Below are 25,530 nucleotides of genomic sequence, written 5' to 3'. Positions count from 1 at the left end.
CCCGCATTTGGGGCATGGGCTAATCCTGTGGAACCTCACCAGACTCACCTCCCTCAAGAGGCGCGTCCAAATCCACCTGTTCGATACGCGCACGCTCCTGTAAGATGTTCGCGTATGTCCCCATCGCGTACAATTGGCTTTCAAGGAGCTGGAAAGAACACGCGGGCGTGAAGTCCAACGTGCCCTCCGCGTAGCCCTCAAGCATGTGCGCCAGCTTGCTGATGCGCTCCTGCAATTCTCGATGTTCGCGGATCATCCGCTGCTTGTAATCACTCATTGGTTGTCTTCTTCGGTTTGGTTTTGTAGTCTCGGACGATGCACACGCACCAGCCGAACAATGGAATATATTTGAATCTGCCTCCGTCGCGTATGAGCGCTTCGGTGAACCGTTTCGAGATCGGCTCAATGCTCAATCCCTCCCACTTGCCACCGGGATTGACCTCGATCGCGTTGAGATACCGTGTTCGTATCAGCCTGTAGTGGACTTTCTTCATGGCCCAGTTGACCAGCGCGTGACACAATTGGGAAAACAGCCAGACAACGTAGAGAACGACAATGAGAATGAAGGGCGTAAGCACGCCAAGCACGTAGTAGCTCATTCTTCCGTTGCCTCCATCGGGTAATTGAGGTCCTCAAGCGAGTACGCGGGATAGGTTCGCTTCACGCGCCCGAACGGTTTCTGCGTCTCCGGGCCTATGAACGGTGGCTCATATTCCCACCATTCGCTGCCGTCGTATTCTTCGCGGCGCAGGAAACCGCCATCGGTGAACACGACGACCAGATCGGCGGCTATCTCCTGACCGCCGTATCCGTCGTCGTAATTGATGTCGAGCACCTTTTCGGCCTGACTCCACGGAATTCCCAGCTTCTCGTCGCGGGAGCCTACGAATCGAACGTCATCGGTCGAATGCTCGCTTCGTGAGATCGCACCCTTGGTTTCATCTAAAAGATTCATTCTTCCGTTGCCTTTCTCCTCGCCGCGTTAAAAGCGTCTCTGATGATGGTTTCCAAAAGCCTGCCGGGAAGAATGATGGACTTCCCTACGTAATCTACGGCGGCTTTGATTTCCTCGTTCGTGACCCGTCTGGAAGCGCCCTGCTCATAGGCTTCGCGCAGATCCTCGTTGTCGTAGAGCCGTGGCAGAAGATCGGACTGGTCGGGACACGCGGAACTCTTGTAGATGTAGATGCTGTCCGCCTCACGGCTGATGATACTCACCATTTCACCTCCCAGTCGGTGATGTACTCTGTGCTGACTACGACCTTCATGCCTCCACCGCCTTGTATCCGCATTCGGTCAGAGACTGCTCGTTGACAATCACCGCAGAGCCTGTGTCGTATGGGTCGTCCGCGACGAACAGTCCTGCTCCCGGTAGCACGTCTACACCTAGATATATGCCAGACCGGGAGGTAGCAAGGCACGCCACCTCGTCTATGATGGTTAATTCAGCATTCTGGTTGTTTCGGTATGTTTGGCCCACCTCGATGCTCATGCCTCCACCGCCTTGGCCGGGCGGAACGGAGTGAACGTGTACAATCGCGAGAGGGCAGAGGATTCAGTCGTCCACGCGCCTTCCTCGTCGCAGAGAACACAGCCCACACCGCCGCAGAACATCCATAGGGCACCGTACTTGTCGAGCCAGAGTCCGTCATGGTCGGGCAGCTTCGGTTTCGGCCGCAACGCATAGGCAAAGTAATCACGGTGGGGCAAGCAAGCCCCACCGGAAACCTTTACCCTCAAGGGGTAGTCCGCGAACTCAGCAAGTCCCACGACGGGGTATCGGTTGCCGTCTGTTCCCACGTACACGTCGCCCACGCGCACGGCGTTGATGTCATCGATACGCTCACACTCGGGGTCATCCACCAGTTCGATGGACTTGATAGGGGTAGCCGGTTCTACGAGGCCATCATGACCTGAGCCGAAAACCCGGAAAAAAGAGTATGAGCCGAGATGGATGCATCTATCGTCGTTGAGGATGCCTTCCGCTACGGCCCCGGTCTCAAACGTGACCTTGACATGCAATCCGGCCAGCTCCTCGCCTGTCTTGCCTTCCCAGAATGGTTTCTCACTGCTCATTGTTTTTCTCCTTCTTTTCGTTCGCTTCCACCGCCTTGGCCGGACGGAACGGGGCGTATTGACCCAGTTGGGAGACTGAGAAAATCTCCCGCTGTACTCCCCATCCGTCAGCGTCGTCGTAGACAGGAATCGCTTGATGATCGTAAACCTGCCAGATCGCATCATCCTTGTCCAGCCACAATCCGTCATGGTCGGGCAGCTTCGGGGTTGGACGCAAAGCGTAGCCGAAGTAGGAACGGTGTGGGTAGAAGGTCGTGTTGATGACTGTTACCGTCAGGGGATTGAGATTGGACGTAGTGCGTCGCAAGACGGTGTACCGGTTGCCGTCCGTGCCGACGTACACGTCTCCTTCGCGCACGTCCTCGATGTTGTCGATACGCTCATACTTGGGGTCATCCACCAGTTCGATGGACTTGATGCGGATGTTCGGGACGAACAGTTCATCGCCCATTCCTAGGGTGAGAGAGAGAACGTTCGCAATATCGCCGTTTTTGTCAGTCACGCCGGTTACTACGGTGCCGCTATTAAATGTGACCTTGACGTGTAGTCCGGCCATTTCATTGCAGGTCTTACCATTCCAGAATGGTTTCTCACTCATGATTGTTCTCCTTCTTTTCGTTGTTTTCGATTGCGTCCAGCAGATCGCATTCGGCGAGCATGAGATGCGCCTGGGCGCGGGTCATTGATTTCAATGCCTGCGGGCCGTTGGCGGCCATCCAGCCGAGAGCATTCACTTTCTCTTCGAGCAGATGGGTCTGCGTCGCGAGGTCGCGCAATCGTTCGTCAAGCAGTGCGGTCATCGGTTTCCTCCGTTTCGTCGTTGAGCGCCGTTTCGATTCGTATGCACAGGTCGATGGCGGCCTGCCAGCCGTGTTGGTATCCGATGACGAACGCCTCGGCCGGACTATCGTTGTCCAAGCCCGATGAGGCCAGCGCGTCGAGGGCCTGTTGGGTTAGGTCAATCGGCTCGGACATGGCTCGTCTCCGTCGTGCAGCAGTTCGCGTCGAGCCAGTCGGCGATGGCGCGGAAGTCCTTGGCCCATTGGATGCGCGTCTCCCGTTCCCGCTCGTCTTTGGGAATCGGCTTCGGAATGTCGAAATCAAGCAGTGAGTATTCGGGCTTCTTCAGGTAGTGGCAACGAGCATGCTTGCCGTTGGCGGCCGAGGCGACTCGCTTGTAGTTGATGAGCTGGAGGATGTGCAGCATCTCCAATGCCTTGGCTGGGTCGAAGTTCGGCGTCTCTGGGTCTGCGTCGAACCGCTTCCGCAACTCTGGTACGGAGCCTTCTCCGTTGCCTAGCTCCCATGCTGTCGCTTCGATCTGTTCTCTGAATGTGAGTGCCATTTTGGTCTCCTTGGGTTTTGAGGGAATATCTAGTGTTGTTGAGGGGTGTTTTTGGGCTTTTCCGAGGGGCGAGCCTTAGCTTTTCCCACACCCGACCACACACGTAGTGTGGTCGGGGAGTGTGGGGAAGAGCTAGTCTCGGTGGCTCTGTTTTTCTGGGAAGAGCTGGGAAACGTTCGGGAAAAACGGAAAATCTAGATGTCGAGGTGGTTTCCATCGTCCAATTCGCTCACCTCCTCCCTGCTCATACGGTCCACGAAAGAATCCGATTTGGGGTCGTCTATCTGCCGGTAGGGGCGTACCGACCGGTAGCATGCGCGGTTGTGCCTGCTGGCGCGGTTCGTCACATACCCCTCCTCCAGCAGCAGTCTGATGGCTTTCGACATAATCGCGGTCTTGGCGCCGGAGCCATCCGATTTCAAGGCGTCGAACAGTTCCGATTGGCTTGGTTCCTCTATGGCGTTCTCGACGAGCTGGCTGATTTTCTCCATGAGTCCGGTGGGTCGGAAGTCGTCGCGTTTCGTCTGACGGTCCTCGCTGGGCATCATGTTGGGGCGTGTGATGGTGACGTGCATGAGTTTCGGGTCCGTGCTGTTGATTTCGATGCGTGCTGCTTCGCGCAGGTGGCTGCCGTTGCTGCTCCAGTTGACGGCGCAATGCTCCTCGATCTCGCTGATACGGTCCTTGCCGCTTTTGATGACGATGGTGCCGCGCACGCCTTTGCCGACGGGTTTGGTCATGTCCACCGAGTAGCTGATGCCGTCGATGAGGGCGAGTTTCTGCATCGAGCCGCCGGCGTAGCGGCCCCGGTTGTCCTTGCTTTTAACGACGTGGTCGATGAGTACGACTGCTGGCCCGCAGGCCGAGATGAGTCGGGGCATGGTGTTGTACCAGGCGGCGATGTCGTCACCCGAGTTGCTGTCGAGGCCCGCGTAGGCGAGGCAGCTGGTGACGCCGTCGATGATGGCGAGCGTGGCGGTGTCCGCGTACTGGAGGGTTTCGCGCCAGCCGTCGAGGCTGGTGGGGCTGCTCGGCTTGGCCGATGGGCGCACGTAGTGGAGATGCGTCACGATGGCTTCGCCGGTCACGCCGAGCAGCAGGAGACGTTTGACGACGTTGCGCGCCGAATCCTCATAATCGATGTAGATCACGTCATGTCCTTGCTTGAGTTCCTGTGCGGTGGCGATCTGGGCTATCATGCTTTTGCCGCAGCCGGGTTCGCCGTGCAAATCGTTGACCGCGCCCCTATAGAAGAGTCCTTGCCCGTCCTCGCGTTGGAACACGGTGGGCGTTGGCGGTAGTTCGATGCCGGAAGCGAGCTGGGTGAGGTCTTCGAACTGCCAGTTGGAGGAGGCGTTTTTACTTGCCTCGCGACTTTCCATTGAACCGTTTTGAACCGATGCGACGGGTGTTGAACCGGCTTGAACCGGCATTGTTCCAGTGTTTTGAACTGCTTCCGGGTAACTTTCCTCCATTTGACTCGCAGCCGCGTTTTGGGTGAGTTCGTTGAACTCGCCGGGCGTCATGCGTTCGATTTTCGACTGCTCGCACGGATCCGCATGCGATTGCACGCCGTTGACCTTCTCCATCGCGCCACTGAGAATGCTGGCCCATTCGCGTGCCGCCTCGCGCTCCTTGCCCTGACGGTCGGGCGCTATCTCGGCGATGAAGCGTGGTTTCAATTGGCTGATGGCGTCGAGCGCGCCGCGATGGCCCTCCTGCGCGAAGTTCACCAAGGCCCAGACTGCCTGCAGCGTGGTGTCATGCCTTGAGCCTTTGGAAGCGGGGTTGGCGAGCGTCTTGTTGAGGAACGTGTTGACGGCCTTGCACATGCGGTCGTCGTATCCCCTCGGATTCGACGGGGTTAAAGTGTTCGAATTCGAACACTTTAATTCCTTCGGGTTCGACGTGTTGTCGGGCTTGCGCAGGTAGTCCACCCACTTCCACGGCAATGTTGCCAAATCCGAGATGCGGGGGAGCTTGCTGGTGGTCGAGCCATTGGGCGTGTACCAGCAGTACATTTCGCCGCTCGGGTGGATCGACGGCCAGACCACGGAATACCGGTGGCCGGGTTGCAGGATGTCCACACCTTCGATGGCTCCGCCCTTCCACGCCAATCCCTCGGGCACCTTGTAGAACAGGTGGCGTGCCGGACTGTCGATGCCGTGCGCCGTGCTGCTCCACGTGGCCGGCAACGCGCCCAGCTCCTGCGAGAGCTCGCTGATGCCTTTCGCCCCGTCCGCCTTGACCTGATGGCCTTGTGCGGCGTCGATGTCCAGCACCAATACGCCTTCGGGGATGACGATTCCCGTGTTCGCGTCCGGGGCCGCCTGCGACCAGAACCGTACTTGTTCGTCGGTGACGGGTTTGCGGCTGCGTCCCGTGAACCCGCTGGGTGGCGGGGTCTTGCGGCCTTCGGGCAGGGGGATGACCTGCATCCAGCCGGCCGCACGGTACAGGGGTGCGGCTGCCGCGTATCCGTAGATGTCGGTCATCCTTGAAACTCCTTTGACGTGATGTGAATATGTGTGGTGCCGTGCACGCCTTTGCATTCGTGCGGGCCGCTTGGATACGGCTACGGCGGTCGGGACTGGTATCAGTCCTTGTCGGAGTTCTTGCTCTTGTGCCAGCCCAGGAGCACGAGCCTCACGCTCATGAGCTGGAGGCTTTCCGAGTCGACGTCACGGAATCCGACCTGAGCGGAGGCGAGGGAATCCATGTCCTGCATCAGTTCGATCCACTGGTTCTGCAGGTGTTTCAGCAGGTCGTCCACTAGAACTCACCTGTTTCTGGCATTTGTTCGGAGCCGCCGTGGTATTGGGGTTGCGCCTGGTCGGTGACGGCGGTGACCGCTTCGACCGGCACACCCAACAGGGCGGCGATCTCCTGCGGGCTCTTACCCAGGGCCCGCAGCTGGTTGACCTTCATCGGATCGGCCTTCGGCTGCTGTGGTTGGCCGAACTGTACCGGCTGAGCGGATTGCTGCGCCTGCGTCGGCGGGTTCCATGGGTCGACCGGAGCTGGCGCATATCCCTGATTCGGGGCCTGCATGGGCTGCTGTGGCGCGTACTGCTGCGGGGGCCGCTGGGGCTGCTGCATGCCGGACTGCTGGGGCTGGTTCATGGCGAGATCGGCCGGCGACTGGTGTTCGATCACGTACTCGAACAGTTTCGGCGCGTTCATGCCGGGCTTCGCCTCGCCGAAACCGGTGAACGTGGCCGTGAAACGGTCGCCAGGCCGCACTTCTGCGGCCTTCCTCAGCCCGGCGTTGTGCAACGCCTGAAGCCATGCGCGCCGCTGGAGGCCGAAGCCCTTGATGTGCACGGTGCGCCGGCCGTCATCGTCCTCCACCATCGGATCGGTGACGCCGGTGTTGATGGTGACGAGCACCTGCATCTGCGGCTGTCCGTCATCGAAGAACTTCGGCTGGCGGGACTTGAAATCGCGGATCTGGTTGGCGGTCACGTTCTCGATGATTCCGCTGATCGATGTGCCGGGCTGTTCGAACTTCGCGCCCTTGCTGCTCTGCGATTCGATGCTGGCAAGCATCTGCTCCGGGGTCATGGACACGGCCGGGCGTGCCGGCGGCTGACCATACCCCTGCTGATACCCCTGTTGGGGGTAACCCTGCTGAGGGTAGCTGCCGTACTGTTGTGGATTTCCGAACATGATTGTTTTCCTTTCGTTATTCGGCGAACTGGTATTCGGATTCGATTAGGGGGATGAGTTGAAGCCACTTGTCGGGCACGTCCGGCCATGGCTTAGCGTCGAACTCGGGGAGCGCGCTCATGTCGGGCCAGACCCGGCCCTTGCAGGAGAAGCACTTGTCGGGTCCGGCCGCCGGCAACTGTTTGATCCAGCTGTCGCGCACGTCGGGGCCTTCCGCCTGCTCCACGCAGTCCATGAGGTTGACGAGCAGTTGGGCGCGGCTCAACGCCCACTTGCCGGGCTCCGGGTCGAACCTCGTCTCCCAGGGCAATGCGTCGCCGAGACTGGTCTTGTTGCGGGGCAGGAAGTAGATGCAGTTGCGTTCCACCCGTTCGCCCTCGTTCTGCAGGCCCATGCCGTAGAGCGAGGCCTGCACCCGGTACTGCTGCGAGGGGCCGTGGGCTTTGACCTTGGTGACGGTCGTGTTGCCGACTATCTTCCAGTCGATGGTGCTGCGGGTCTTGCGGTCCCACAGGTCGATGCTGCCGGTCACGTCGTAGCCGCCATGCAAACCCTGCAACCGGCCTACGGTGACCCGGTATTCGCTGCGCCACCGTTCCACGAGTTCGGTCACGTTGTCCTCGCCCGTATAGGGGAATTGGAACGCCGGCTCCCCGTTCAGTTCGCGGAACATGGTTTCGAAATGCGCGTGCACGCATGTGCCGATGAACGGCAGCCAGCCCGGGGAGCGTCGCTCCGGCCAGCCCGCCAGTTTGGCGGCGAGGCAGTGCACGCAGTCCGTGCCCAGTTCGCTGGGGCCTATCTCACGCTGCAGTTCGCGTGGCGCGTTCTGGATGTCGTTCTCGATGAGCTGGCGAATCTCCGGCCACAACCGGGGTTCCTCCACCGTATCCACCTTGGTTTTCGGAGTTGCGGGCGGCTTGTCCATAAGGGGCGCCGTTTCGTCCATGGGCGGTATGTCCACGGGTATCGCATCACCCTGCTGTTGGGCTTGTGCGACGGCGAGAATGGCCTCATTCATGCTCACGGGTTTTCACCTCCTTCAAAAAATCGTTGATCTGTTTCCTGATGTCCGCGAGTGCGGTCTGGCTGAGCCGGGTGATGGCCACCGCCTCGTCCGAGTTGTCGAAGCGCAGCGTGTAGGTGCGGTTGCCGTCCTTCGAGATGGTTACCGGTACGCTGCCGAAGGTCATCGAATGCACGGGAAAATCGGCCTTGCCCTGCGCCTCCAATTCGCGCGTCGCCTTGTGGATGCGTCTGGCGACGGTGAGGCCCAACTCGTCGAGCCGCTCGGAACGTATGACGTACAGGTCGTTGGTCAGCTCGTTGCCGTTCTCATCGTGCAGGTCGTAGTCGGCGATGGCGCTTTCCACGATCTGGGCGATGCCCAGGCTGGACAGTTCCGCGCTCATGAGACCACCACCGTCGGCTTGCCGCTCATCGCGTAATCGGCCACCGCGTCCGCCGACAGCAGCCTCTCCAACTGGCTGAGCGGGCGCGGCCGCAACTGGTAGGCTCCGGGATACTTGGTGGCCGGATAGGCTTTTTCGAACGTGCCGGCGTTGATGCGGCGCGCGCCCGGCTTCACCTGCACTTTCAGGTTTCCGGCCTGGTAGGTGCCGGCCGGATGCGAGTCGAGGATACGGGCCTTCAATTCGTCGACCTCCTCCTGACGGGACGCGATTTCGGCCTGCAGTTCCACGATGCGAGCCGCCTGCGCGGCGAACAATCCTTGGCGCAGCTCCTCGTCCGGGTTCGCGGCCTCCGTGGTTTCGATGGTTGACGTGTCATTCGCAGTCATTTTGACGTGCCTTTCACGATGATCTGGGCGTGGGTGGGATACCATGCCGTCTGATGTTTGGTTTGGTTCGTGTGCCGGTTGCAGCAGGTGACCGCCTCGTCCAGTCCGGTGGGCTTGCCGAGTGGCCCGCATGTCCTGCAACGCGGCATCCAAAGACGCCGGTCAGGCATCCTGCGAGTCCTCGGAGGTGAGGCGCAGTCCGGCGATGACATCCGCCGAAGCGTCCGGGTTGCGCAGCAGCTTCGATATGGCCGCACCCTCCTTGACGGTCAGTTGGGCGATGGCGATGGCCGAACTGACCGCCGTATACTGCTCGTGGGTGAGCATGATCTTGTCGGACAGCAACAATTTGGTCGCCTTGTCGATGAACGTGCTGGCCGCGTTCGTGATGCCGTTCGCCGTCGGCACCAAAGCCGCCAGTTCGAAACTCAGATCCTCGTCCGACACCAGCGCCTGCTGCACCATACGCGGCTCGTTGATAGGCTTGCTCATGATTAGTCTCCTTGCTTGTTCGGCTCCCATTCCGGGAGCGGCTTGATACGGATATAGAGATGCGGCTCGTACTCATGCCCGCAGCACGTGTACGGATCGCCGCTCTTGCGTTTCCGGTATTTGCCTTTGGCCCCGTACACCCATAGGTCGGGCATGCGCTTGGTGGCATGGGATTCGACGACCTGCGCGTCATCCACGTAGGCGACGCCGTTCAGGGAGTCCAAAACCAGCTTCAATAGGTTGTCGAGATCCGGGCGGCCGCGATGGCTCATCCAGAATTCGGCCTCCAACCTGACCGGGCACTGGTATGGTTTCGCCTGCGGGTATTTCAATCGGAATTCGGTGAACAACCGTTCCTCGGCGCGGACGGTGCGTTTCGGGGTGATGGCGTGCCCGTTGTAGACGCGGGGACGGCCTTTCGGCACCGGGTCGCCCGGCAGGCAGATCGTGAACTCACTTGGCTGTTCCATCGTCACCCCACTTCAACAGGATTCCCACGGACAGGAGCGGCAGGATGACCGCCAATGCGAGCGAGCCGGTTATCATCCACTGCGGCGTACCCACCGGGCTGGGGATGCGGCTGTGCGTGCCGGCGAAACCGACCAGCCAACCCTCGCAGAACGTGAGAGCCAGCAGTACGGCCGATTTCTGCCCGTCCGTGAACCGTGGCTTGGGACGACGCATGCGTTTCCTTCTGCGCAATGCCTCGATGCTCATTTCACGGCCCTCGATTTCGACTTCTCCATGGTCACGATGCCGGCCAGATCCACCACGTCGGATTCGACCTGCAACACCTTGCGCATGATCTTCAGGTCGCCCTGCATGTAGGCGTCATAGCCGATCTGATGCGCCACGTCGAACAGGTCGCCCAGCATGTCCGCATACCGCTGCCACTTGTCCGCCTCGGACTGGGGTTCGGGCTTGCGGGTCTCCCCGTCCAAATCCTTCTCCAATTCGACCTCCGTATCGTTCAGGAGCTGCTCCATGAGCTCCTTCAGCGACATGTCCTCCGGAACCTCGACGCCGATGGCGTGGATGCCGCTAACCTTGTTGTTTGACATCACTGATTTCCTTTCTGAATTTGGTTGGTGATGTTGGTGCCGGCGCAGAACCTTGGACAGTGCAACGCCGACACCCTTTTCTTTTCTCCCGGTTTCGAGACCGGGAAATTCTTATTTGTCCGCCCCGTACAGGTATTCGGCCCGTGTGCGCTGGTTGGCGCTGTCGTAGCGTGCGACCTCCTCGGGCCGCCAGCCGCGCACACGCCCGGAAGGCCCCAATACGGGCGTCGGAGCCTCGCCCTTCCACACGCGCTGGTACATCGTGCGCCGGCTGACCCCGTAATGCTCGGCCAACGCCTCATAGGTGAGCAGTCCCTGCATCATCACGCACCCGCCTCCAAGTCAAGGGGAAGGGGGTAGCGATTCGCGACACCCTTGCAATGCTTTGCGATTGCGTCACGGGTGTTGCTGTATCCGAGTGCGGTGGCGACGTGCTTCGCGCAGAACAGCACCGTCCCGTTCTCCGCGGTCACCGTGGCGACCGGGTTGCCCCGAAACTTGAAGGGCTGTACATTGGATTCAGTCATTTTGGACCTTCTTTCAATCTGACATTCGCCGCCGCTGCAATCGGCGGCATTTTTTTGTGGCTAGAATCTGAGCCATGTGGAAATGGCTGGCGGACAACTGGATGGGATTGACGGCACTGCTGCTGTCCTTCGACGCGGAACGACGCCTGTACCTCTCGACCGATTGGGGAGTGGAGAAGACGGATGGGGACGGGTGGATACTGCGCAACAACGGGTGGCTCACCGAACGAGACATTCGGGTGACGCCGACGGGCGGCGCTATCGTCGAATACCGTGGAGCCTCCAAGCTCAAGCGCCATGAGTCCGGCACCGTCATCGTCGCGATGGTCGAGACCTCGAAATCGAGAGACATCCGCGTATCCTCGCGAAGAATCCTGTTCCGGCATTCCCGGATCCTGTCCCTATAGACCCCGGCCCGACATCCACGGGCTCGAGCCCACGAAGGCAGAAGCCGACGTCTTCCTTGTCGCAGACGACGAGTCCCGTGTATTCGACCCAGCATTTGCCGTCATCGAACACGCGAACCGTCATCGGGTGGCCGTCCAACCATCTGACACGATCCATGTCGATGCCGAGAATGCGAATCAGCGCACGGGCCCTCTCACGTTCCGGGCCACCAAGCCGGTAAACCCCGACCATCACGCCACCGCCTCCTGCTGCACGCCCAGTACGAACTGGTCGTTGAGGAAGTCGCCGGGCTGATAGCCGGTGAGCTTGGCGAAAGTCTCGATGTCCGTGAGGGACAGGTCTACCTTGCCGTTGATTCTGCGTGAGACCACGTCCACCGACTGGCTGGTTTGTTTCGCGTAGTCCGCGACGCTGATTTTCCGTGCGGCCATCACTGCTCTGATTCGAGCCGCCGCTTGTTCGCTGAGCTTTGTCACGGTTGCCTCCTTTTGTATTCCGTGTTTGAGCGATGGCTACAGTATGCACGTTATAACGTGCAGTATCAAACGTCGGCGTGTCGTATTTACGTGCAATATCTCTGTCTTACGTTTTACGACATGCACTCAATTGCGTATTAGCGTAAATACGCGCTATAGTAGGACATATGGGACATGGAAAGATTGGTGTCAGCGATTTCGCACTGACGGTAAGCGCCGCCATCAGAGCGCAAATGGGAATACGCCGCATCTCCAACAGGGAAATCGCGAAACTCATCGACCGAGGCGCGACCTACGTCAACTCCAGAATCAAAGACGAGAACGAATGGGCCCTCGGCGACATCGAAAAACTCTGCGAACTCTGGAACATGACACCATGCGAACTCATCGAATCCGTCAACGACGAGCAGTCTCGTGTGGCTGAAACTCTCAATAAGCTCAAGCGCGGCGATCTCGACATCGCCGCCTACGAGGACGACCACAAGTTTGATGGCGACGGAGATGACCCCGCATGACGAATCCGCTCCCGATATCACCGCGCATGAGCTACGGGCAAATGCGCCACGTTTTAAGCACGGCGGAGCCCGACCTGCATGTTCGCAGCGCCCAACTGCCCGGCAAATTGGACGGCCTCTATTGCCTGTCCACAAACACCGTGCTTATCGATTGGCGGATTACCTACACGCGCAAACGCTGCGCCCTGGTGCACGAGCTCGTGCATTGGCGGCATGGCGACGACGCCACACACGGCTGCATCGGCGGCAGGAACGAGCGACGCTGCCGACGCGAGACCGCCATGCTGCTCATCAACCCGGCCGAATACGCATTGGCGGAACGCATGTACGACGGAGAACCACACCAGATGGCCGCCGAGCTCAATGTCACCATCCAAATCATCCAGGATTATCGACAGTGGCTACATGACAACGTGACTGTATAGGAAGAGGATGAAATGAAGAAAATGATTACACTTCTATGTTGTATGGCTATGGTTGTGTCCTTGGCCTCTTGCGGGGAACCCGCGCCATTGACTGAAGGACATGCCCTTACCGCATGTAAACGTCAAGCGAAAATCGAAGCGCCCAAAGGTTTTTACTACAAGCTCAGCAATGTGGATATAACCGATAATGATGATGGAACTATTCGCGTTATCTTCAACGATGCAACAGTTAATCAGTCTGTAGTCCAGACGGTCGTATGTGACGTTGGAGGAACAAATGACCGGCCGTCGATACTGACATTTGGAGATATTCGCGGATTGAACAACGAGTCAGACAAGCAGGACACGAGTGAGCAACTAAAACAGCAGTCCGGAGAGAAATCTGGAGAGACGGCTTTTCTTTCTGCAACTGTAAAGATTATCGATGGTGATATTCAGATAAACACGAGCGGCAAAGTTGAATATAGTCCGCTGATTACCGTTTATTCCGTTACTGGCGATGAAGCCTCGTTCCTCCCGCTCGGGAATGATGCTAATACCATCGTGAAAGCAGACGGAAGCAAAACATCGATTTCTTCTTCCGACTACACATGGAAGTATGGCCAAAAAGGTGATGCAACATTCAGTATCAGCCTTAACCCTGCCGAATATATGGGGATAAGTGACCCTATCGACAGAGTGGAGTTGGCCGCATATATGAGGTCAGCAAAACGCACAATAGGCAAAAACATCGTATTGAATTTCGATTAGAAAGAATTGCCCTATCGGTCTTGCACACCGATAGGGCGGTTGAAGATCCAGCTAGTTCAAGAAAGGAGGACGCTTCGCCTACCTATCCTAATCGATAGGCAAGGCGAAGCACACCCGAAAATGGCAAACGTCGTTAAATACAGGACCGCCAAGGGCGAAACCCGCTACCGTGTGAGGTACCGCAAGCCGGACGGCACGCAGACCGACAAACGAGGCTTCAAGCGCAAAATCGACGCCGAGAACTGGGCCGCCGAGCGCGTCACCATCGCCAAGGCAACCAACAGCTACATAGACCCGCAGGGCGGAAGAGTCAAGGTCGAAGCCCTATGGCCGGCGTGGATAGCGGCCAAGCGGACGCGCTGCAAGAAAAGCTATACGAACACGCTCGAACAGGAATGGCGAGTAAGGGTCGAACCGAAATGGGGGAGCCGCGAACTCTCGTCAATATCCAACTCCGAAGTGCAGGAATGGGTCGCCGCGATGAGCGCGGCGGGACTGAGCGCCAGCGTCATACTGCGTGCTGAAGCCCTCCTGTCCGGCCTGTGCAGACAGGCCATGAAAGACCGGCTCATCGGAGCCGACCCATGCGACGATTTGGAGCTGCCGAAAAAGAAACGCAAGGAGCACCGGTATCTGAGCATGACGGAGCTCATACGGCTGGCGGAGACCTCCGGCTGGCGCAGGCCCATCGTGCTGGTCCTCGGTCTGACCGGCATGAGATGGGGCGAACTCGTGGGACTGCGCGTCAAGGACGTGAATCTGGAACGCCGCCGCCTGTGGATACGACGCAATGTCGTGGAGGTCGATGGGGAGCTTGTCGTCAACACCCCGAAGTCCGACAAATGGCGTCAGGTCGTCTATCCGGCCATATTGGACGATGACATGCGCAGCCTGGTCGATGGCAGGAAGCCGGACGATATTCTCTTCGAACAGCCGGGCAGCGGTTTCCTGCGCCGCACGCACGGGCCGAAGAGCAGCAGCTCATGGTTCTACTGGGCGAAAAAACATGCCGATATCGATAATGAGCTTACGGTGCATGACCTGAGGCACACCGCCGCCTCGCTGATGGTCAGGGCGGGTGCGAACGTCAAGGCCGTCCAGAGACAGCTGGGGCACGCGAGCGCCGCCATGACGTTGGACGTGTACGCCGACCTGTTTGACGATGATCTGGACGCGGTGGGCGAGGCCGTGAACGCGATGCTGCTGGAGAATGTGGGCAAAATGTGGGCAAAAGAAACATCCGAGGCTGCGTAATTCAAGCGGGAGTAGGGCTCTCGGGTTTGATGCAATAGGGTTCAAGCCCCTGCGGCCCCACTCTTTTACGTCGTCTCCTGCGGCGGCGCAGCGCGTCTTCACGTCCAGTTAGGCGCGTACAATCCCTTAGGTTCCGGTTCACGTCTTGCCATAGGGGCATGACGACCCGGGTCCCCCGAATCCATAGGAGACGTAAAATGCAGCAGGGTATCCATCCTGATTACCACCCCGTTGAGGTGACGTGCTCGTGCGGCAACACCTTCGTGACCCGTACCGCTGGCAAGGAAGATCACATGTTCGTTGACGTGTGCTCTCAGTGCCACCCGTTCTACACCGGCAAGCAGAAGATTCTTGACACCGGTGGCCGCGTTGCTCGCTTCGAGAAGCGCTACGGCAAGAAGAGCAAGTAGCATACTTCACGCCAGTCCGATTCGATTTGGCATGCTCCGGCATACCCGATCGAGGACTGGCGTTTTTTGTATTCCTTGACAAGTTTTGTTGCGGCATTGACCTGCGCAATCGAATAATCGAACAGAACAGCACCATACAGAAGAAAGTGTGTTATGGCAGACGAACAGTTCCCGGCGGCGGCAACCGCGCTTGAGGAGTACCAGTCCATCGAAGAACAGATGGCAAGCCCCGAAGTCGTGTCCGACCCGGACAAGCTGCGCAAGCTGGGCCGTCGTCACGCCGAATTGGGTGCCATCGTGGGCGCCTACAAAACCTGGTTGCAGGTGAAGGACGATCTGGCAGCCGCTCAGGAGATGGCCGGCGAAGACGCCGACTTCGCCGAGGAAGCCAAGCGTCTTGAAGCCGAACTGCCCGGCGTCGAGGAGAAGCTGCGTACCGCGCTGATCCCGCGTGACCCGGATGATGCGCGCGACACCATCATGGAAATCAAGGCTGGCACCGGCGGCGAAGAAGCCGCACTGTTCGCCGGCGACCTGCTGCGCATGTACACCCGTTACGCCGAGAAGCGTGGCTGGAGCGTGAACGTGCAGTCCGAGAACACCACCGAGCTCGGCGGCGTCAAGGACGTGCAGATCGCCATCCGCGCCAAGGGCACGCCCGCTCCTGAAGACGGCGTGTGGGCTTCGATGAAGTATGAGGGCGGCGTACACCGTGTGCAGCGCATCCCCGTCACCGAATCGCAGGGCCGTATCCAGACTTCCGCCGCCGGCGTCATCGTGTTCCCTGAAGCCGACGAGGATGACGACGAGATCGAGATCGATCCGAAAGACCTGAAAATCGACATCTTCATGAGCTCCGGCCCCGGCGGCCAGTCCGTGAACACCACGTATTCCGCCGTGCGCATGACCCACCTGCCCACCGGAATCACGGTGAACATGCAGGATGAGAAGTCGCAGATTCAGAACCGTGCCGTTGCGTTGCGCGTGCTGAAGTCCCGCCTGCTGGCCATGAAGCATGAGCAGGAGGCCGCCGAGGCCGCCGACATGCGTCACTCGCAGGTACGTTCGCTTGATCGCTCCGAGCGAATCCGCACATACAACTTCCCGGAAAACCGTATCGTCGACCATCGCACGAATTACAAGGCTTACAACCTTGACGCCGTGCTCGACGGCGACCTGCAGGCCGTCATCGATTCCGACATCCAAGCCGACGAAGCCGACCGTCTGGCCAATCAGAAATGACTTTGCCAGGTGGCTCCCCTCAGTCTCGCTTCGCGAGTCAGCTCCCCTCAGGGAGGGGAGCCAGAGCTATTTCTTCAATGGCTTCCCTCTGTGAGGGGGGGGGGAGAGCTGTCAGCGAAGCTGACTGAGGGGAGCCTAATGTCCGATCAACGGAGACCGCCAGTGCTTATTACCGACATCATCAACCAAGCCTCTTCGCAATTGCGCGAAGCGGGTATTGAGACGCCTGAGCATGATGCCAAGTTGCTCCTTGCCGAGGCGGCAGGCGTTGAACTGCGCGACGTCGACAGGGCTTTGCTTATGGGGGAGGAACTTGGCACAACCGGACAGCTTGCTGTCTTCCGTGCCATGCTCGACCGCCGTGCCAAGCGCGAGCCGCTGCAATACATCACCGGGCATGCTCCTTTCCGCTACCTTGACCTGAAGGTCGGTCCCGGAGTGTTCATTCCTCGTCCGGAAACCGAAACCGTGGTGCAGGCCGGCCTTGACTGGCTGACAAAAAACGGCATGATCCGTGTGGTCGATTTGTGCGCCGGCTCCGGCGCGATTGGGCTGTCCGTTGTCAGCGAGGTGCCCGGCAGCCAGGTGTGGGCGGTGGAGCTGTCGCCGAACACCGCCGAATGGACGCGAAGGAATCTGTCGGAAACCGCGAAAAAGTACCCATCCATTGCCTCGAATTACCATCTGGAAATCGCGGATGCCACGTCCTTCGCCACATTGGCCCAATTGGACGGCACCGTCGATATCGTCATCACCAATCCCCCCTACGTGCCGCAGACCGATATTCCCGAGCAGCCGGAAGTGCGTGATTGGGATCCGGAATTGGCTTTGTATGGCGGCTCGATGGACGGTACGTTGATTCCCGAGCGCATTATCGAGCGGGCCTGCCGTCTTCTCAAGCCTGGGGGCGTGCTTGTCATGGAACATGACGTGACCCAGGGGGATCGTCTCGTGGCCTTTGCCAAGGCCACCGGATTCGCTGCCGCATCGACCGGCCAGGACTGGACGGGTCGCGACCGCTACCTGTTTGCAGTGTCCTAAGCCGCGAGAATCCCACATTTCCTTGGGATTGCATTCTCGTTTCCGCAATTGCGCTGTCTCACAATAAGAACAATTTATTGCGGGTTCAAAGCCGGTCTGGTTATAACAGTCCACGACAAACATCGAATGAGAGAGACGTGGATGACGGTCACAAGCCGTGTGATGTAGTTCTGTGGTATGCGAATTATGTGAGTGGAACGTCTCACGCGCACATCCCGCGCGTTAATTGACAGATGAACGATGTTGAAATATCCCAAGGAAGAAGGAAGAGGATGAACGTGAAGTTCTCCACTAAGTTCGTTGCGGCCAGCGCGGCCGCGGTTATGGCGTTGTCCCTCGCGGGCTGCTCCGGCGGCAGCATGGATGATTCCTCCAGCTCCAGTGCCAAGGCCTCCGGCGACTCCATCACCATCGGCACCGTGACCACCAACTCCGGTACCGCCGCCGCTTACGGCGAGGCCGAGGTCAAGGGCTTCGAGCTGGCGGTCTCCGAGATCAACGCCAAGGGCGGCATCAACGGCAAGAAGGTCAAGCTCGAGTCCATGGACGACAAGGGCGACGCCACCGAAGCCTCCAACGCCTACAACAAGCTCGCCGGCGACAACAACGTGCTCGCCGTGGCCGGCCCGACCATTTCCGCCACCACCGCAGCCGTGGCCCCGCTGGCCGACCAGTCCAAGCTGGTCACCATCGCCCCGGCCGCCACCTCCGACTCCATCGAAACCGGCAATTACCTGTTCCGCACCTGCTTCAAGGACTCCTACCAGGGTGAGGTGGCCGCACGCTTCGCCGCCGAGAACCTGAAGGTCAAGAAGGTGGCCGTGCTCTACGGCACCGGCGATCCGTACTCCTCCGGCGTGGGCGAGGCCTTCGCCAAGGCCGCCGAAAAGCTCGGCCTCGAAGTGGTGGACAAGGAAAGCTCCTCCTCCGCCGACGACACCGAGTACTCCGCCCAGCTGCAGAAGATCCAGGCTTCCGGCGCCGAGCTGCTCTACGCTCCGTACTACTACTCCGTGGCTGGCCCGTACATCATCCCGCAGGCCCGCTCCGTGGGTTTCGAGGGCTACGTGATGGGACCCGACGGATACGATGGCCTCAAGCTCACCGGTGACAAGTCCCAGTACAACAAGACCTACTACACCACCCACTACTCCGCCGACGACAACACCAACACCAAGGTGCAGGACTTCATCAAGTCCTACAAGTCCAAGAACAACGCCGAGCCGAACACGTTCGCCGCTCTGGGCTACGACACCATCTACATGATCAAGCAGGCCATCGAGAAGGCCGGCAAGAACGCCACCCGTGAGGATGTGCGCAACGCCGTGGCCGGCATGACCTTCGACGGTGTGACCGGCAAGTTCACCATGGACAAGTCCGGCTCGCCGACCAAGTCCGTGATCGTGCTGGAAATGAAGGACGGCAAGCCGGTGTACAACACCACCGTGCAGCCCAAGTGAATTCCATGAATTCCCACCGCATAATCACGATGTCCTAGCGTGACTTCCGCATGAACAGGGGAGCGACCGGTTTTGCCGGTCCTCTCCCTTTCGTGTTTTCACGGGCTTGGATGCATAAGGACAGCCGTCGATATGCGGATATCGCCAGGCGCGGGCGTATCGCGCCATCAATCGCAAGACATACGAATATCTCTACGCGCGCAGCGGTAGAGGACCATAACATTGATAGAAAGGGGGAGCTATGACCGATCAGATCATCATGTTCATCAGCCAGCTGTTCAACGGTCTGAAAATCGGCAGCGTGTACGCGCTGGTGGCATTGGGCTACACCATGGTCTACGGCATCATCCGACTGATCAACTTTGCCCACGGCGATTTCATCATGGTCGGAGCCTACGTGCTCATGCTCACCATTCCGGCCATCGTGGCCATGGGGCTGCCTGCCTGGGTGGCGGTCATTCCCGCTATCCTAGTATGCGTGGCCGTCGGCGTGATCGTCGAAAAGGCCGCCTATAAGCCGGTGCGTGAAAAGGGCAACTCCATGACCGCCCTGATCACCGCCATCGCCATGTCGTTGCTGCTGGAGAACGGCTCACAGGCCATCTTCGGCGCCGACTTCCAGACCGTCCCGACCATCTTCCACCTGCCGTCCATCGCGTTCGGCAAGCTCAAGCTGCCGGGAGACACCCTGCTGACCATCGTCATCGGCCTGGTCATCATGGTGGGCCTGCAGCTGTTCGTCAAATTCACCAAGCAGGGCAAGGCCATGCGCGCCGTCTCCGAAGACAAGGAGGCCGCCGTGCTCATGGGTATCAACGTGAACTCCACCATCGCTCTGACATTCGCCATCGGCTCCGGTCTGGCCGCAGTCGCCTCGCTGATGTACTGCGCCGCCTACCCGCAGGTCTCGCCTATGATGGGCGCCATGCTGGGCCTGAAGGCGTTCGTCGCCGCCGTGCTCGGCGGCATTGGTTCCATCCCGGGCGCCATGATCGGTGGTCTGGCCATCGGTCTGATCGAAAGCCTGACCAAGGCATATATCGGCACCATCACGGCGGGCATCATCACCTCGGCGTTCTCCGACGCCATCGTGTTCGCCATCCTGATCATCGTGCTGCTCGTCAAACCGTCCGGCATTATGGGCAAGAACGAAGGGGAGAAGGTCTGATCAGATGAAGAAGACAATGCTTTCCACCAAACAGTCCTATCTGGTGTGCTTCATCGGCATCCTCGCCGCGTTCAGCATCGTGATGGCGCTGTGCGAATCCGGCTTGGTCGACTCCTACATCAAGGGCATCATGATGACCGCGTGCATCGCCATCATCATGACCACCTCCCTGAACCTCACCATCGGCGTGCTCGGCCAGCTGACGCTGGGCTGCTGCGGTTTCGAGGCCATCGGCGCCTACGTGGCCGCACTGACCTCCAAATACATGGTCGCCGCCGGCATTGCCATCGACCCCACCGCCCGCTTCCTGCTCACCACGCTGATCGGCGGCGTGGTGGCCTGCGTATTCGGCATCCTGATCGGCATTCCTGCCCTGCGACTGCACGGCGACTACCTGGCCATCATCACGCTGGGCTTCGGTGAGATCATCCGCGTGATCATCCAGAACCTCAAGGTAGCCGGCGGCATGGGCCTCGACAAGGGCGCCGCCGGACAGGCGCTGATCGGCATCGAACGCACCGCCAACCTGTACGTCGTGTTCTGGATCATGGTGGTCACCGTGGTCGTGCTCTTCATGTTCGGCCGCTCCCGTTACGGCCGTGCGGTCAAGGCCATCCGCGACGACGAGATCGCCGCCGGCGCCTCCGGACTCAACACCACGTACCTCAAGGTGCTCGTCTTCGCGATCTCCGCGTTCTTCGCGGGCATCGCCGGCGGTATCTTCGCCCAGTACATCGGCTCGCTCAACCCCACCATGGCCGGTTGGCTCAACTCCATCAACTACGTGATCATGGTGGTGTTCGGCGGCATGGGTTCGCTCACCGGCTCGATCGTCTCCGCCATCGGCCTGACCATCCTGCCCGAGCTGCTGCGCGCCTTCGCCGACTACCGTATGCTCGCCTACTCGGTGGTGCTGGTGCTCGTCATGATCTTCCGCCCGCAGGGCATCTTCGGATCCTGGGAGTTCTCACTGCCGCGTCTGGTCAACCGCATGCTGTTCCGCGGCGCCGCCGGCAAGGGCGCGAAACCCGCGGCCAGCGCCAAGCAGCATGACCAGTCCGACGACAAGACCGTGAAGGAGGCCTCACGATGAGCGACGCAACCCAGCCCATCCTCAAAGCCGAACATCTCGGCATCACCTTCGGTGGTCTGAAAGCCGTGTCCAACTTCAACATGACCATCAACAAGGGCGAACTCATTGGCCTGATCGGCCCCAACGGCGCCGGCAAGACCACGGTGTTCAACCTGCTGACCGGCGTGTACAAGCCCACCGAAGGCGAGTTCTGGCTGGACGGAACCCGGATGAACGGCAAGAAGACCTATCAGGTCGTGCGTGCCGGCATCGCCCGAACCTTCCAGAACATCCGCCTGTTCAAGCAGCTCACCGTCGAGGAGAACGTGCTCGTCGCCTTCGATGAGTCGTTCACCTACCACATGGGCAGCGCCATCTTCCGCACCCCGGGCTTCTGGAAGCAGGAGAACGAGATGCACGAGAAGGCCATCGACCTGCTGCGCATCTTCAACCTCGAGGGACTGGCCACCACCCAGGCGGCCAACCTGCCGTACGGCCAGCAGCGCAAGCTCGAGATCGCACGCGCCCTGGCCACCGGCATGAAACTGCTGCTGCTCGACGAGCCGGCCGCCGGCATGAACCCCACCGAAACCGAGGATCTGCTGCACTGCATCAACACGATCCGCGACCGTTTCGGTATCGCTATCCTGCTCATCGAACATGACATGAGCCTGGTGATGAGCGTATGCCAGCGCATCCAGGTGCTGGACTATGGCCGCACCATCGCATCCGGCACGCCGGAGGAGATCGCCAACAACCCGCAGGTCATCTCCGCCTACTTGGGCAGCGACAACAACGATGACGCGGACGGCGATTCCACCACCAAGGCGGAACCGGAGCCAAGCATTGCCAAGACACTGACGGGAGGAGCGCGCTGATGCTGGAAATCAAGGATCTATGCGTTTCCTATGGCGCGATTGACGCGGTCAAGGGCATTAGCCTCAAGGTGAACGACGGCGAGATCGTCTCCCTGATCGGAGCCAACGGCGCCGGCAAGACCACCACCCTGCACACCATCACCGGTCTGGTGCCGGCCAAATCCGGCAACATTACCTATGATGGCCACGATCTGCTCAAAACGTATGCGAACAAGATCGTCACGCTGGGCATGGCCCATGTGCCGGAAGGCCGCCACGTGTTCACCCGCATGAGCGTGCAGGAGAATCTGGAGATGGGCGCGTTCAGTCTCAAAGACCAGTCCAGTCTGGGCAAGGATCTTGAGATGGTGTTCGACTACTTCCCGCGTTTGAAGGAACGCCGCCGCCAGCTGGCCGGCACGCTTTCCGGCGGTGAGCAGCAGATGGTGGCCATGGGCCGCGCCCTGATGAGCCATCCGAAGACCATCCTCATGGATGAGCCGTCGATGGGTCTGTCCCCGCTGCTGGTCAAGGAGATCTTCGACATCATCGTCACGCTGCGCAAGCGTGGCATCACCGTGCTGCTCGTGGAGCAGAACGCGAAGATGGCCCTGTCCATCGCGGATCGCGCCTACGTGCTCGAGACCGGCAAGATCACCATGGAGGGCAAGGCCTCCGACCTGCTGCACGACGAGAAGGTGCGCAAGGCGTACCTCGGCGCGTGATGTCTCACATTACTATGCTCCCGCTGGCGGGAGCTACCTCACGAAGTGAGGCTGAGGGTGGTTATCGGAGATTTCCGGCAACCACTCTCAGTCGGCTCCGCTGACAGCTCGCCAGCGGGAGCATTCATATATCACTGTGCGTAATACTGTAGCGCGGAAGCATCCTTATCCGTAATCTCGCGAATCGGACGGGCCGGATTGCCCACGGCCACGGTGTGCGGCGGAATATCGCGCGTCACCACCGAGCCGGCACCGATCACGCAACCCTCGCCGATCGTCACGCCGCCGATTACCGTCACATTGCCGCCGAACCAGCAGTTCGAGCCGATGACAATCGGCTTGCCATACTCGTAGTCGTATGCGGAACCATCAGGTGCCTGCCTCACGTTACGATCCTGCCAACGCAACGGATGCATCGGTGGCAGCAGCGAAACGTTCGGGCCGAACAGCACGTCGTCGCCAATCGTCACCGGGCAACAATCCAGCACAGTGAAGTTGAAGTTGGCGAACACGCGCTCGCTGGCGCGCGGCATACGCAGTTCGACGGGAGGCATGGTGGTGGATTCAGCATGGATTTCGCTCATTGAACACTCCTGTAATTTCGCGAAAGAGCATGGATGAACTCATTGTATCTACGGTCTGTGCGTATGGGGCGAATCGGAAAACGACAGTACGGCAAACGAGCGATGATGAACTATGCAAGTCGGGGCGCAATGGTGCAATGGTAGATTGTGAATACACAGGCGAACGGAGGTGGCGTGAGCGTGGAGGGCGGAACAACGCTGAAAGTCACGGATGAATCGCTGGCACAGGCGGCGCGTGTCATCCGGGATGGTGGATTGGTCGTCATTCCAACGGATACGGTATATGGAGTGGCGTGCGATCCGCGTAATAAGGCCGCTATCGACCGTATCTACCGGCTCAAGCGTCGCCCGCGCTATAAGGCGTTGCAGGTACTGCTCGCATCCACCGACCAGCTTGATGAGCTCGGTCTCGACCTGCCGTCTCCACTGAATCGTTTGTCGGCGGCGTTTCTGCCTGGCGCGTTCTCGCCGATTGCCGTAGCCCGGCCCGACTGCACGTTGGAGACTTTGGCCGACACCGCCGATGGTCGCCCCGGCACGCAAGGCATCCGCATCCCGAATTCGGCGCTGTGCCTCGCGATTCTCAAGGCGACTGGCCCGCTGGCCGCGTCCAGCGCCAACCGTTCCGGCGACGAAAGCGCACAGACCGTCCAGGAGGCGGTTGACGCGTTCGGCAGCGAAGTCGACCTGTATCTGGACGGCGGCCCTACCCAAGGCCATGTCTCCAGCACCGTCGTCAAAGCCGATCCGTACGCGCGCGACGGCATCGAGATCCTGCGTGAAGGCGTCATCGCCCAAAACGTGATTCGCAAGGCCCTCCACCTCAACGGCGGGGGACTCGGCGCATGAGAATCTACCTACTGATTGCCGCCATCGCCGGTGGCGTCACCTGGCTGGTGACTCCGCTGATTCGCCACGTCGCCATCGAAATCGGTGCGGTTGGCGAGGTGCGTGCCCGAGACGTGCACACCATTCCCACGCCGCGCATGGGTGGCCTTGGCATGCTGATCGGTTTTGCCGTGGCTACCGTATTCGCCGGTCGGCTGCCTTTTCTCTCGGGATTGTTCAACGGCAATTACCAGATGTGGGTGATTCTTGCCGGCGGCATCATGATCAGTCTGCTGGGCATGGCCGATGACCTGTGGGATCTCGATTGGATGCTGAAACTTGCCGGTCAGCTGCTGATTTCCGTATTCGTGGCTTGGGGCGGATTGCAGATCATCTCACTGCCTTTGGGCGGTTCGCTGATTACCGCCTCGCCGAGTCTGTCCATGGCGATCACCGCATTCCTGATCGTCGCCTCGATTAACGCGGTCAATTTCGTTGATGGCCTCGATGGTCTGGCGGCCGGTATCGTGGCGATTGGTGGCATAGCGTTTGCCGCCTATTCGTATATCATCGCCCGGTCTTCCCCGAGTTATGCTTCGTTGGCCACGCTGATCGACGTGATGATGGTGGGTATCTGCGTGGGCTTCCTGCTGCATAATTGGCATCCCGCCAAACTGTTCATGGGTGATTCCGGTTCGATGCTGCTTGGCTATCTCATCACCTGCGCTTCGATTGTGATGACCGGACGTCTTGACCCGGCCTCGATTCATGCCAGCATCTATCTGCCGGTGTTCATGCCGATTCTGCTGCCGATTCTGGTGTTGTTCCTGCCTGTGCTCGACATGTGTCTGGCGATTGTGCGGCGTTTGGCCAAAGGCCAGTCGCCCATGCATCCGGACCGTATGCACCTGCACCATCGCATGCTGAAGATCGGGCATTCGGTGCGTGGCTCCGTGCTGATCCTGTGGGGATGGGCCGCGCTGATCGCATTCGGTTCGCTGACGATTCTGTTCTTCAAAGCGCAGCATGCGGCCGTGGGCATGGCCATCGCCGTGGTGGTGCTGACCATAGCCACGATGTACCCCTATCTGCGGCATCGTATTCCCGAGATCCAAGCCGAGAACCTGACGCTCGAATCCGCACGTAAAAACGCGCAGCATGCAGTGCCTAAATCGCAGTCTGCAGTAGGGGAGAGCCGGGATTCGATTGGCTCTCAGGCAGCGGATTCGATGACTGATTCGCCTGCGGATTCGCGGGACTCGCAGACGGGTGAGGTGCAGGACCCGGCAGCGGATAAGTGAGCGCTCACAAGCGTGTGTCGTGAAGGTCAGCGCGTGTTCATAT

The 25,530-nt window shown here is 59.7% G+C and carries 39 protein-coding genes; 15 read left to right on the top strand and 24 right to left on the bottom strand.

From position 1 onward, the window contains the following. Positions 1-19 precede the first annotated feature (19 nt). The 22 genes from ACEUKI_RS09670 to ACEUKI_RS09565 all read right to left on the bottom strand — a co-directional run bounded on the left by ACEUKI_RS09670 (position 20) and on the right by ACEUKI_RS09565 (position 10,971). The gene (locus ACEUKI_RS09670) at positions 20-277 is read right to left on the bottom strand and encodes a hypothetical protein (protein WP_374156808.1); all 258 of its coding nucleotides are present in this window, start codon (positions 275-277) and stop codon (positions 20-22) included. Continuing rightward, positions 270-599 carry a hypothetical protein gene (locus ACEUKI_RS09665; protein WP_374156807.1) on the bottom strand — a complete coding sequence of 110 codons (330 nt, stop codon included), beginning with the start codon at positions 597-599 and terminating at the stop codon, positions 270-272. The genes ACEUKI_RS09670 and ACEUKI_RS09665 overlap by 8 nt, the downstream gene beginning before the upstream one ends. After that, entirely contained in the window at positions 596-955 is a 360-nt protein-coding gene (locus ACEUKI_RS09660; protein WP_374156806.1) for a hypothetical protein, read from the bottom strand. Before ACEUKI_RS09660 ends, ACEUKI_RS09665 begins: the two co-directional genes overlap by 4 nt. Beyond that, positions 952-1,221, bottom strand: coding sequence for a hypothetical protein (locus ACEUKI_RS09655; RefSeq protein ID WP_374156805.1), 270 nt, complete (start codon positions 1,219-1,221; stop codon positions 952-954). The genes ACEUKI_RS09660 and ACEUKI_RS09655 overlap by 4 nt, the downstream gene beginning before the upstream one ends. Before the next feature lie 43 nt (positions 1,222-1,264). Further along, a complete protein-coding gene (locus ACEUKI_RS09650; protein WP_080786135.1) occupies positions 1,265-1,492 on the bottom strand; it encodes a hypothetical protein in 228 nt (75 codons plus the stop codon). Next, a complete protein-coding gene (locus ACEUKI_RS09645; protein WP_374156804.1) occupies positions 1,489-2,076 on the bottom strand; it encodes a hypothetical protein in 588 nt (195 codons plus the stop codon). Before ACEUKI_RS09645 ends, ACEUKI_RS09650 begins: the two co-directional genes overlap by 4 nt. After that, entirely contained in the window at positions 2,066-2,674 is a 609-nt protein-coding gene (locus ACEUKI_RS09640; protein ID WP_374156803.1) for a hypothetical protein, read from the bottom strand. Before ACEUKI_RS09640 ends, ACEUKI_RS09645 begins: the two co-directional genes overlap by 11 nt. Beyond that, entirely contained in the window at positions 2,667-2,876 is a 210-nt protein-coding gene (locus ACEUKI_RS09635) for a hypothetical protein (RefSeq protein ID WP_080786133.1), read from the bottom strand. Before ACEUKI_RS09635 ends, ACEUKI_RS09640 begins: the two co-directional genes overlap by 8 nt. Beyond that, positions 2,860-3,051, bottom strand: coding sequence for a hypothetical protein (locus ACEUKI_RS09630; RefSeq protein ID WP_080786201.1), 192 nt, complete (start codon positions 3,049-3,051; stop codon positions 2,860-2,862). The genes ACEUKI_RS09635 and ACEUKI_RS09630 overlap by 17 nt, the downstream gene beginning before the upstream one ends. After that, complete coding sequence (locus ACEUKI_RS09625; protein WP_080786202.1) at positions 3,035-3,421, bottom strand: hypothetical protein; 387 nt, start codon at positions 3,419-3,421, stop codon at positions 3,035-3,037. Before ACEUKI_RS09625 ends, ACEUKI_RS09630 begins: the two co-directional genes overlap by 17 nt. A 194-nt stretch (positions 3,422-3,615) precedes the next feature. Then, on the bottom strand, positions 3,616-5,916 hold the full coding sequence (locus tag ACEUKI_RS09620) for a bifunctional DNA primase/polymerase (protein ID WP_374156802.1): 2,301 nt from the start codon (positions 5,914-5,916) through the stop codon (positions 3,616-3,618). Between the two features lie 101 nt (positions 5,917-6,017). Further along, the gene (locus ACEUKI_RS09615; RefSeq protein WP_179133651.1) at positions 6,018-6,194 is read right to left on the bottom strand and encodes a hypothetical protein; all 177 of its coding nucleotides are present in this window, start codon (positions 6,192-6,194) and stop codon (positions 6,018-6,020) included. After that, positions 6,194-7,090 carry a hypothetical protein gene (locus tag ACEUKI_RS09610; RefSeq protein ID WP_080786163.1) on the bottom strand — a complete coding sequence of 299 codons (897 nt, stop codon included), beginning with the start codon at positions 7,088-7,090 and terminating at the stop codon, positions 6,194-6,196. Before ACEUKI_RS09610 ends, ACEUKI_RS09615 begins: the two co-directional genes overlap by 1 nt. Positions 7,091-7,106: 16 nt before the next feature. Further along, entirely contained in the window at positions 7,107-8,117 is a 1,011-nt protein-coding gene (locus tag ACEUKI_RS09605) for a hypothetical protein (RefSeq protein WP_080786194.1), read from the bottom strand. Next, positions 8,104-8,502: a hypothetical protein gene (locus ACEUKI_RS09600; protein WP_080786193.1), complete on the bottom strand. Its 399-nt coding sequence runs from the start codon at positions 8,500-8,502 to the stop codon at positions 8,104-8,106. The genes ACEUKI_RS09605 and ACEUKI_RS09600 overlap by 14 nt, the downstream gene beginning before the upstream one ends. After that, a complete protein-coding gene (locus tag ACEUKI_RS09595; protein WP_080786192.1) occupies positions 8,499-8,891 on the bottom strand; it encodes a hypothetical protein in 393 nt (130 codons plus the stop codon). The genes ACEUKI_RS09600 and ACEUKI_RS09595 overlap by 4 nt, the downstream gene beginning before the upstream one ends. 162 nt (positions 8,892-9,053) lie before the next feature. After that, a complete protein-coding gene (locus ACEUKI_RS09590; RefSeq protein WP_080786159.1) occupies positions 9,054-9,383 on the bottom strand; it encodes a hypothetical protein in 330 nt (109 codons plus the stop codon). A 2-nt stretch (positions 9,384-9,385) separates the two neighbouring features. Continuing rightward, positions 9,386-9,853: a RusA family crossover junction endodeoxyribonuclease gene (locus ACEUKI_RS09585; RefSeq protein WP_080786158.1), complete on the bottom strand. Its 468-nt coding sequence runs from the start codon at positions 9,851-9,853 to the stop codon at positions 9,386-9,388. Next, the gene (locus ACEUKI_RS09580) at positions 9,837-10,067 is read right to left on the bottom strand and encodes a hypothetical protein (RefSeq protein WP_256867099.1); all 231 of its coding nucleotides are present in this window, start codon (positions 10,065-10,067) and stop codon (positions 9,837-9,839) included. The genes ACEUKI_RS09585 and ACEUKI_RS09580 overlap by 17 nt, the downstream gene beginning before the upstream one ends. Positions 10,068-10,096: 29 nt before the next feature. Beyond that, entirely contained in the window at positions 10,097-10,444 is a 348-nt protein-coding gene (locus tag ACEUKI_RS09575) for a hypothetical protein (RefSeq protein WP_080786156.1), read from the bottom strand. A gap of 111 nt (positions 10,445-10,555) precedes the next feature. Then, on the bottom strand, positions 10,556-10,771 hold the full coding sequence (locus tag ACEUKI_RS09570) for a helix-turn-helix transcriptional regulator (RefSeq protein ID WP_374156801.1): 216 nt from the start codon (positions 10,769-10,771) through the stop codon (positions 10,556-10,558). Beyond that, entirely contained in the window at positions 10,768-10,971 is a 204-nt protein-coding gene (locus ACEUKI_RS09565) for a BRO family protein (protein WP_080786165.1), read from the bottom strand. Before ACEUKI_RS09565 ends, ACEUKI_RS09570 begins: the two co-directional genes overlap by 4 nt. 74 nt (positions 10,972-11,045) lie before the next feature. On the opposite strand from ACEUKI_RS09565, the gene ACEUKI_RS09560 reads away from it, so the two are divergent. Then, complete coding sequence (locus ACEUKI_RS09560; RefSeq protein WP_007052839.1) at positions 11,046-11,378, top strand: hypothetical protein; 333 nt, start codon at positions 11,046-11,048, stop codon at positions 11,376-11,378. A 231-nt stretch (positions 11,379-11,609) separates the two neighbouring features. Here the strand turns inward: ACEUKI_RS09560 and ACEUKI_RS09555 are convergent, their stop codons facing one another. Then, positions 11,610-11,855, bottom strand: coding sequence for a helix-turn-helix domain-containing protein (locus tag ACEUKI_RS09555; RefSeq protein WP_374156800.1), 246 nt, complete (start codon positions 11,853-11,855; stop codon positions 11,610-11,612). Positions 11,856-12,022: 167 nt separating this feature from the next. Here ACEUKI_RS09555 and ACEUKI_RS09550 point away from each other — a divergent pair, with 167 nt between their 5' ends. The 12 genes from ACEUKI_RS09550 to ACEUKI_RS09495 all read left to right on the top strand — a co-directional run bounded on the left by ACEUKI_RS09550 (position 12,023) and on the right by ACEUKI_RS09495 (position 22,774). Then, positions 12,023-12,370, top strand: a complete 348-nt coding sequence (locus ACEUKI_RS09550) for a hypothetical protein (protein WP_374156799.1) — start codon at positions 12,023-12,025, stop codon at positions 12,368-12,370. Next, entirely contained in the window at positions 12,367-12,795 is a 429-nt protein-coding gene (locus tag ACEUKI_RS09545; RefSeq protein ID WP_374156798.1) for an ImmA/IrrE family metallo-endopeptidase, read from the top strand. Before ACEUKI_RS09550 ends, ACEUKI_RS09545 begins: the two co-directional genes overlap by 4 nt. Before the next feature lie 42 nt (positions 12,796-12,837). Beyond that, positions 12,838-13,545: a hypothetical protein gene (locus tag ACEUKI_RS09540; RefSeq protein ID WP_374156797.1), complete on the top strand. Its 708-nt coding sequence runs from the start codon at positions 12,838-12,840 to the stop codon at positions 13,543-13,545. Positions 13,546-13,665: 120 nt separating this feature from the next. Further along, positions 13,666-14,799: a site-specific integrase gene (locus ACEUKI_RS09535; RefSeq protein ID WP_080786179.1), complete on the top strand. Its 1,134-nt coding sequence runs from the start codon at positions 13,666-13,668 to the stop codon at positions 14,797-14,799. A 197-nt stretch (positions 14,800-14,996) separates the two neighbouring features. Then, complete coding sequence (gene rpmE, locus ACEUKI_RS09530) at positions 14,997-15,209, top strand: 50S ribosomal protein L31 (RefSeq protein ID WP_003830110.1); 213 nt, start codon at positions 14,997-14,999, stop codon at positions 15,207-15,209. 153 nt (positions 15,210-15,362) lie between these two features. After that, on the top strand, positions 15,363-16,451 hold the full coding sequence (prfA, locus tag ACEUKI_RS09525; RefSeq protein WP_080785965.1) for a peptide chain release factor 1: 1,089 nt from the start codon (positions 15,363-15,365) through the stop codon (positions 16,449-16,451). 138 nt (positions 16,452-16,589) lie between these two features. Continuing rightward, positions 16,590-17,492: a peptide chain release factor N(5)-glutamine methyltransferase gene (prmC, locus tag ACEUKI_RS09520; protein WP_370622466.1), complete on the top strand. Its 903-nt coding sequence runs from the start codon at positions 16,590-16,592 to the stop codon at positions 17,490-17,492. Between the two features lie 272 nt (positions 17,493-17,764). Next, positions 17,765-18,952 carry an ABC transporter substrate-binding protein gene (locus tag ACEUKI_RS09515; RefSeq protein ID WP_080785968.1) on the top strand — a complete coding sequence of 396 codons (1,188 nt, stop codon included), beginning with the start codon at positions 17,765-17,767 and terminating at the stop codon, positions 18,950-18,952. A 241-nt stretch (positions 18,953-19,193) separates the two neighbouring features. Further along, positions 19,194-20,120 (top strand): branched-chain amino acid ABC transporter permease, encoded by a 927-nt coding sequence (locus tag ACEUKI_RS09510; RefSeq protein WP_014485393.1) that lies wholly within the window; start codon positions 19,194-19,196, stop codon positions 20,118-20,120. Positions 20,121-20,124: 4 nt separating this feature from the next. Further along, positions 20,125-21,213, top strand: a complete 1,089-nt coding sequence (locus tag ACEUKI_RS09505) for a branched-chain amino acid ABC transporter permease (RefSeq protein ID WP_179133607.1) — start codon at positions 20,125-20,127, stop codon at positions 21,211-21,213. After that, positions 21,210-22,070, top strand: a complete 861-nt coding sequence (locus ACEUKI_RS09500) for an ABC transporter ATP-binding protein (RefSeq protein WP_080785969.1) — start codon at positions 21,210-21,212, stop codon at positions 22,068-22,070. Before ACEUKI_RS09505 ends, ACEUKI_RS09500 begins: the two co-directional genes overlap by 4 nt. Further along, entirely contained in the window at positions 22,070-22,774 is a 705-nt protein-coding gene (locus tag ACEUKI_RS09495) for an ABC transporter ATP-binding protein (RefSeq protein ID WP_080785970.1), read from the top strand. Before ACEUKI_RS09500 ends, ACEUKI_RS09495 begins: the two co-directional genes overlap by 1 nt. 131 nt (positions 22,775-22,905) lie before the next feature. Here the strand turns inward: ACEUKI_RS09495 and ACEUKI_RS09490 are convergent, their stop codons facing one another. Beyond that, positions 22,906-23,358, bottom strand: coding sequence for a sugar O-acetyltransferase (locus ACEUKI_RS09490; protein ID WP_080785971.1), 453 nt, complete (start codon positions 23,356-23,358; stop codon positions 22,906-22,908). Between the two features lie 174 nt (positions 23,359-23,532). On the opposite strand from ACEUKI_RS09490, the gene ACEUKI_RS09485 reads away from it, so the two are divergent. Both ACEUKI_RS09485 and ACEUKI_RS09480 read left to right on the top strand, forming a co-directional pair. Beyond that, entirely contained in the window at positions 23,533-24,207 is a 675-nt protein-coding gene (locus ACEUKI_RS09485) for an L-threonylcarbamoyladenylate synthase (RefSeq protein WP_007053883.1), read from the top strand. Next, entirely contained in the window at positions 24,204-25,487 is a 1,284-nt protein-coding gene (locus ACEUKI_RS09480) for an MraY family glycosyltransferase (protein ID WP_144169818.1), read from the top strand. The genes ACEUKI_RS09485 and ACEUKI_RS09480 overlap by 4 nt, the downstream gene beginning before the upstream one ends. Positions 25,488-25,530 lie beyond the last annotated feature (43 nt).

Origin of the sequence: Bifidobacterium sp. 2450 (genome assembly GCF_041900695.1) — a bacterium.
Classification (GTDB): Bacteria; Actinomycetota; Actinomycetes; order Actinomycetales; family Bifidobacteriaceae; genus Bifidobacterium; species Bifidobacterium longum.
Note: the sequence above shows the minus strand (reverse complement) of the source record. Positions and strands in the feature narration are given on the sequence as shown.

Bases quoted from the DNA above. Each gene is read 5' to 3' on its own strand.
- ACEUKI_RS09670 (WP_374156808.1), bottom strand. From the start codon at position 277: ATGAGTGATTACAAGCAGCGGATGATCCGCGAACATCGAGAATTGCAG.
- ACEUKI_RS09665 (WP_374156807.1), bottom strand. From the start codon at position 599: ATGAGCTACTACGTGCTTGGCGTGCTTACGCCCTTCATTCTCATTGTC.
- ACEUKI_RS09660 (WP_374156806.1), bottom strand. From the start codon at position 955: ATGAATCTTTTAGATGAAACCAAGGGTGCGATCTCACGAAGCGAGCAT.
- ACEUKI_RS09655 (WP_374156805.1), bottom strand. From the start codon at position 1,221: ATGGTGAGTATCATCAGCCGTGAGGCGGACAGCATCTACATCTACAAG.
- ACEUKI_RS09650 (WP_080786135.1), bottom strand. From the start codon at position 1,492: ATGAGCATCGAGGTGGGCCAAACATACCGAAACAACCAGAATGCTGAA.
- ACEUKI_RS09645 (WP_374156804.1), bottom strand. From the start codon at position 2,076: ATGAGCAGTGAGAAACCATTCTGGGAAGGCAAGACAGGCGAGGAGCTG.
- ACEUKI_RS09640 (WP_374156803.1), bottom strand. From the start codon at position 2,674: ATGAGTGAGAAACCATTCTGGAATGGTAAGACCTGCAATGAAATGGCC.
- ACEUKI_RS09635 (WP_080786133.1), bottom strand. From the start codon at position 2,876: ATGACCGCACTGCTTGACGAACGATTGCGCGACCTCGCGACGCAGACC.
- ACEUKI_RS09630 (WP_080786201.1), bottom strand. From the start codon at position 3,051: ATGTCCGAGCCGATTGACCTAACCCAACAGGCCCTCGACGCGCTGGCC.
- ACEUKI_RS09625 (WP_080786202.1), bottom strand. From the start codon at position 3,421: ATGGCACTCACATTCAGAGAACAGATCGAAGCGACAGCATGGGAGCTA.
- ACEUKI_RS09620 (WP_374156802.1), bottom strand. From the start codon at position 5,916: ATGACCGACATCTACGGATACGCGGCAGCCGCACCCCTGTACCGTGCG.
- ACEUKI_RS09610 (WP_080786163.1), bottom strand. From the start codon at position 7,090: ATGTTCGGAAATCCACAACAGTACGGCAGCTACCCTCAGCAGGGTTAC.
- ACEUKI_RS09600 (WP_080786193.1), bottom strand. From the start codon at position 8,502: ATGAGCGCGGAACTGTCCAGCCTGGGCATCGCCCAGATCGTGGAAAGC.
- ACEUKI_RS09595 (WP_080786192.1), bottom strand. From the start codon at position 8,891: ATGACTGCGAATGACACGTCAACCATCGAAACCACGGAGGCCGCGAAC.
- ACEUKI_RS09590 (WP_080786159.1), bottom strand. From the start codon at position 9,383: ATGAGCAAGCCTATCAACGAGCCGCGTATGGTGCAGCAGGCGCTGGTG.
- ACEUKI_RS09585 (WP_080786158.1), bottom strand. From the start codon at position 9,853: ATGGAACAGCCAAGTGAGTTCACGATCTGCCTGCCGGGCGACCCGGTG.
- ACEUKI_RS09580 (WP_256867099.1), bottom strand. From the start codon at position 10,067: ATGCGTCGTCCCAAGCCACGGTTCACGGACGGGCAGAAATCGGCCGTA.
- ACEUKI_RS09575 (WP_080786156.1), bottom strand. From the start codon at position 10,444: ATGTCAAACAACAAGGTTAGCGGCATCCACGCCATCGGCGTCGAGGTT.
- ACEUKI_RS09565 (WP_080786165.1), bottom strand. From the start codon at position 10,971: ATGACTGAATCCAATGTACAGCCCTTCAAGTTTCGGGGCAACCCGGTC.
- ACEUKI_RS09560 (WP_007052839.1), top strand. From the start codon at position 11,046: ATGTGGAAATGGCTGGCGGACAACTGGATGGGATTGACGGCACTGCTG.
- ACEUKI_RS09550 (WP_374156799.1), top strand. From the start codon at position 12,023: ATGGGACATGGAAAGATTGGTGTCAGCGATTTCGCACTGACGGTAAGC.
- ACEUKI_RS09545 (WP_374156798.1), top strand. From the start codon at position 12,367: ATGACGAATCCGCTCCCGATATCACCGCGCATGAGCTACGGGCAAATG.
- ACEUKI_RS09540 (WP_374156797.1), top strand. From the start codon at position 12,838: ATGGCTATGGTTGTGTCCTTGGCCTCTTGCGGGGAACCCGCGCCATTG.
- ACEUKI_RS09535 (WP_080786179.1), top strand. From the start codon at position 13,666: ATGGCAAACGTCGTTAAATACAGGACCGCCAAGGGCGAAACCCGCTAC.
- rpmE (WP_003830110.1), top strand. From the start codon at position 14,997: ATGCAGCAGGGTATCCATCCTGATTACCACCCCGTTGAGGTGACGTGC.
- prfA (WP_080785965.1), top strand. From the start codon at position 15,363: ATGGCAGACGAACAGTTCCCGGCGGCGGCAACCGCGCTTGAGGAGTAC.
- prmC (WP_370622466.1), top strand. From the start codon at position 16,590: ATGTCCGATCAACGGAGACCGCCAGTGCTTATTACCGACATCATCAAC.
- ACEUKI_RS09515 (WP_080785968.1), top strand. From the start codon at position 17,765: ATGAACGTGAAGTTCTCCACTAAGTTCGTTGCGGCCAGCGCGGCCGCG.
- ACEUKI_RS09510 (WP_014485393.1), top strand. From the start codon at position 19,194: ATGACCGATCAGATCATCATGTTCATCAGCCAGCTGTTCAACGGTCTG.
- ACEUKI_RS09505 (WP_179133607.1), top strand. From the start codon at position 20,125: ATGAAGAAGACAATGCTTTCCACCAAACAGTCCTATCTGGTGTGCTTC.
- ACEUKI_RS09500 (WP_080785969.1), top strand. From the start codon at position 21,210: ATGAGCGACGCAACCCAGCCCATCCTCAAAGCCGAACATCTCGGCATC.
- ACEUKI_RS09495 (WP_080785970.1), top strand. From the start codon at position 22,070: ATGCTGGAAATCAAGGATCTATGCGTTTCCTATGGCGCGATTGACGCG.
- ACEUKI_RS09490 (WP_080785971.1), bottom strand. From the start codon at position 23,358: ATGAGCGAAATCCATGCTGAATCCACCACCATGCCTCCCGTCGAACTG.
- ACEUKI_RS09480 (WP_144169818.1), top strand. From the start codon at position 24,204: ATGAGAATCTACCTACTGATTGCCGCCATCGCCGGTGGCGTCACCTGG.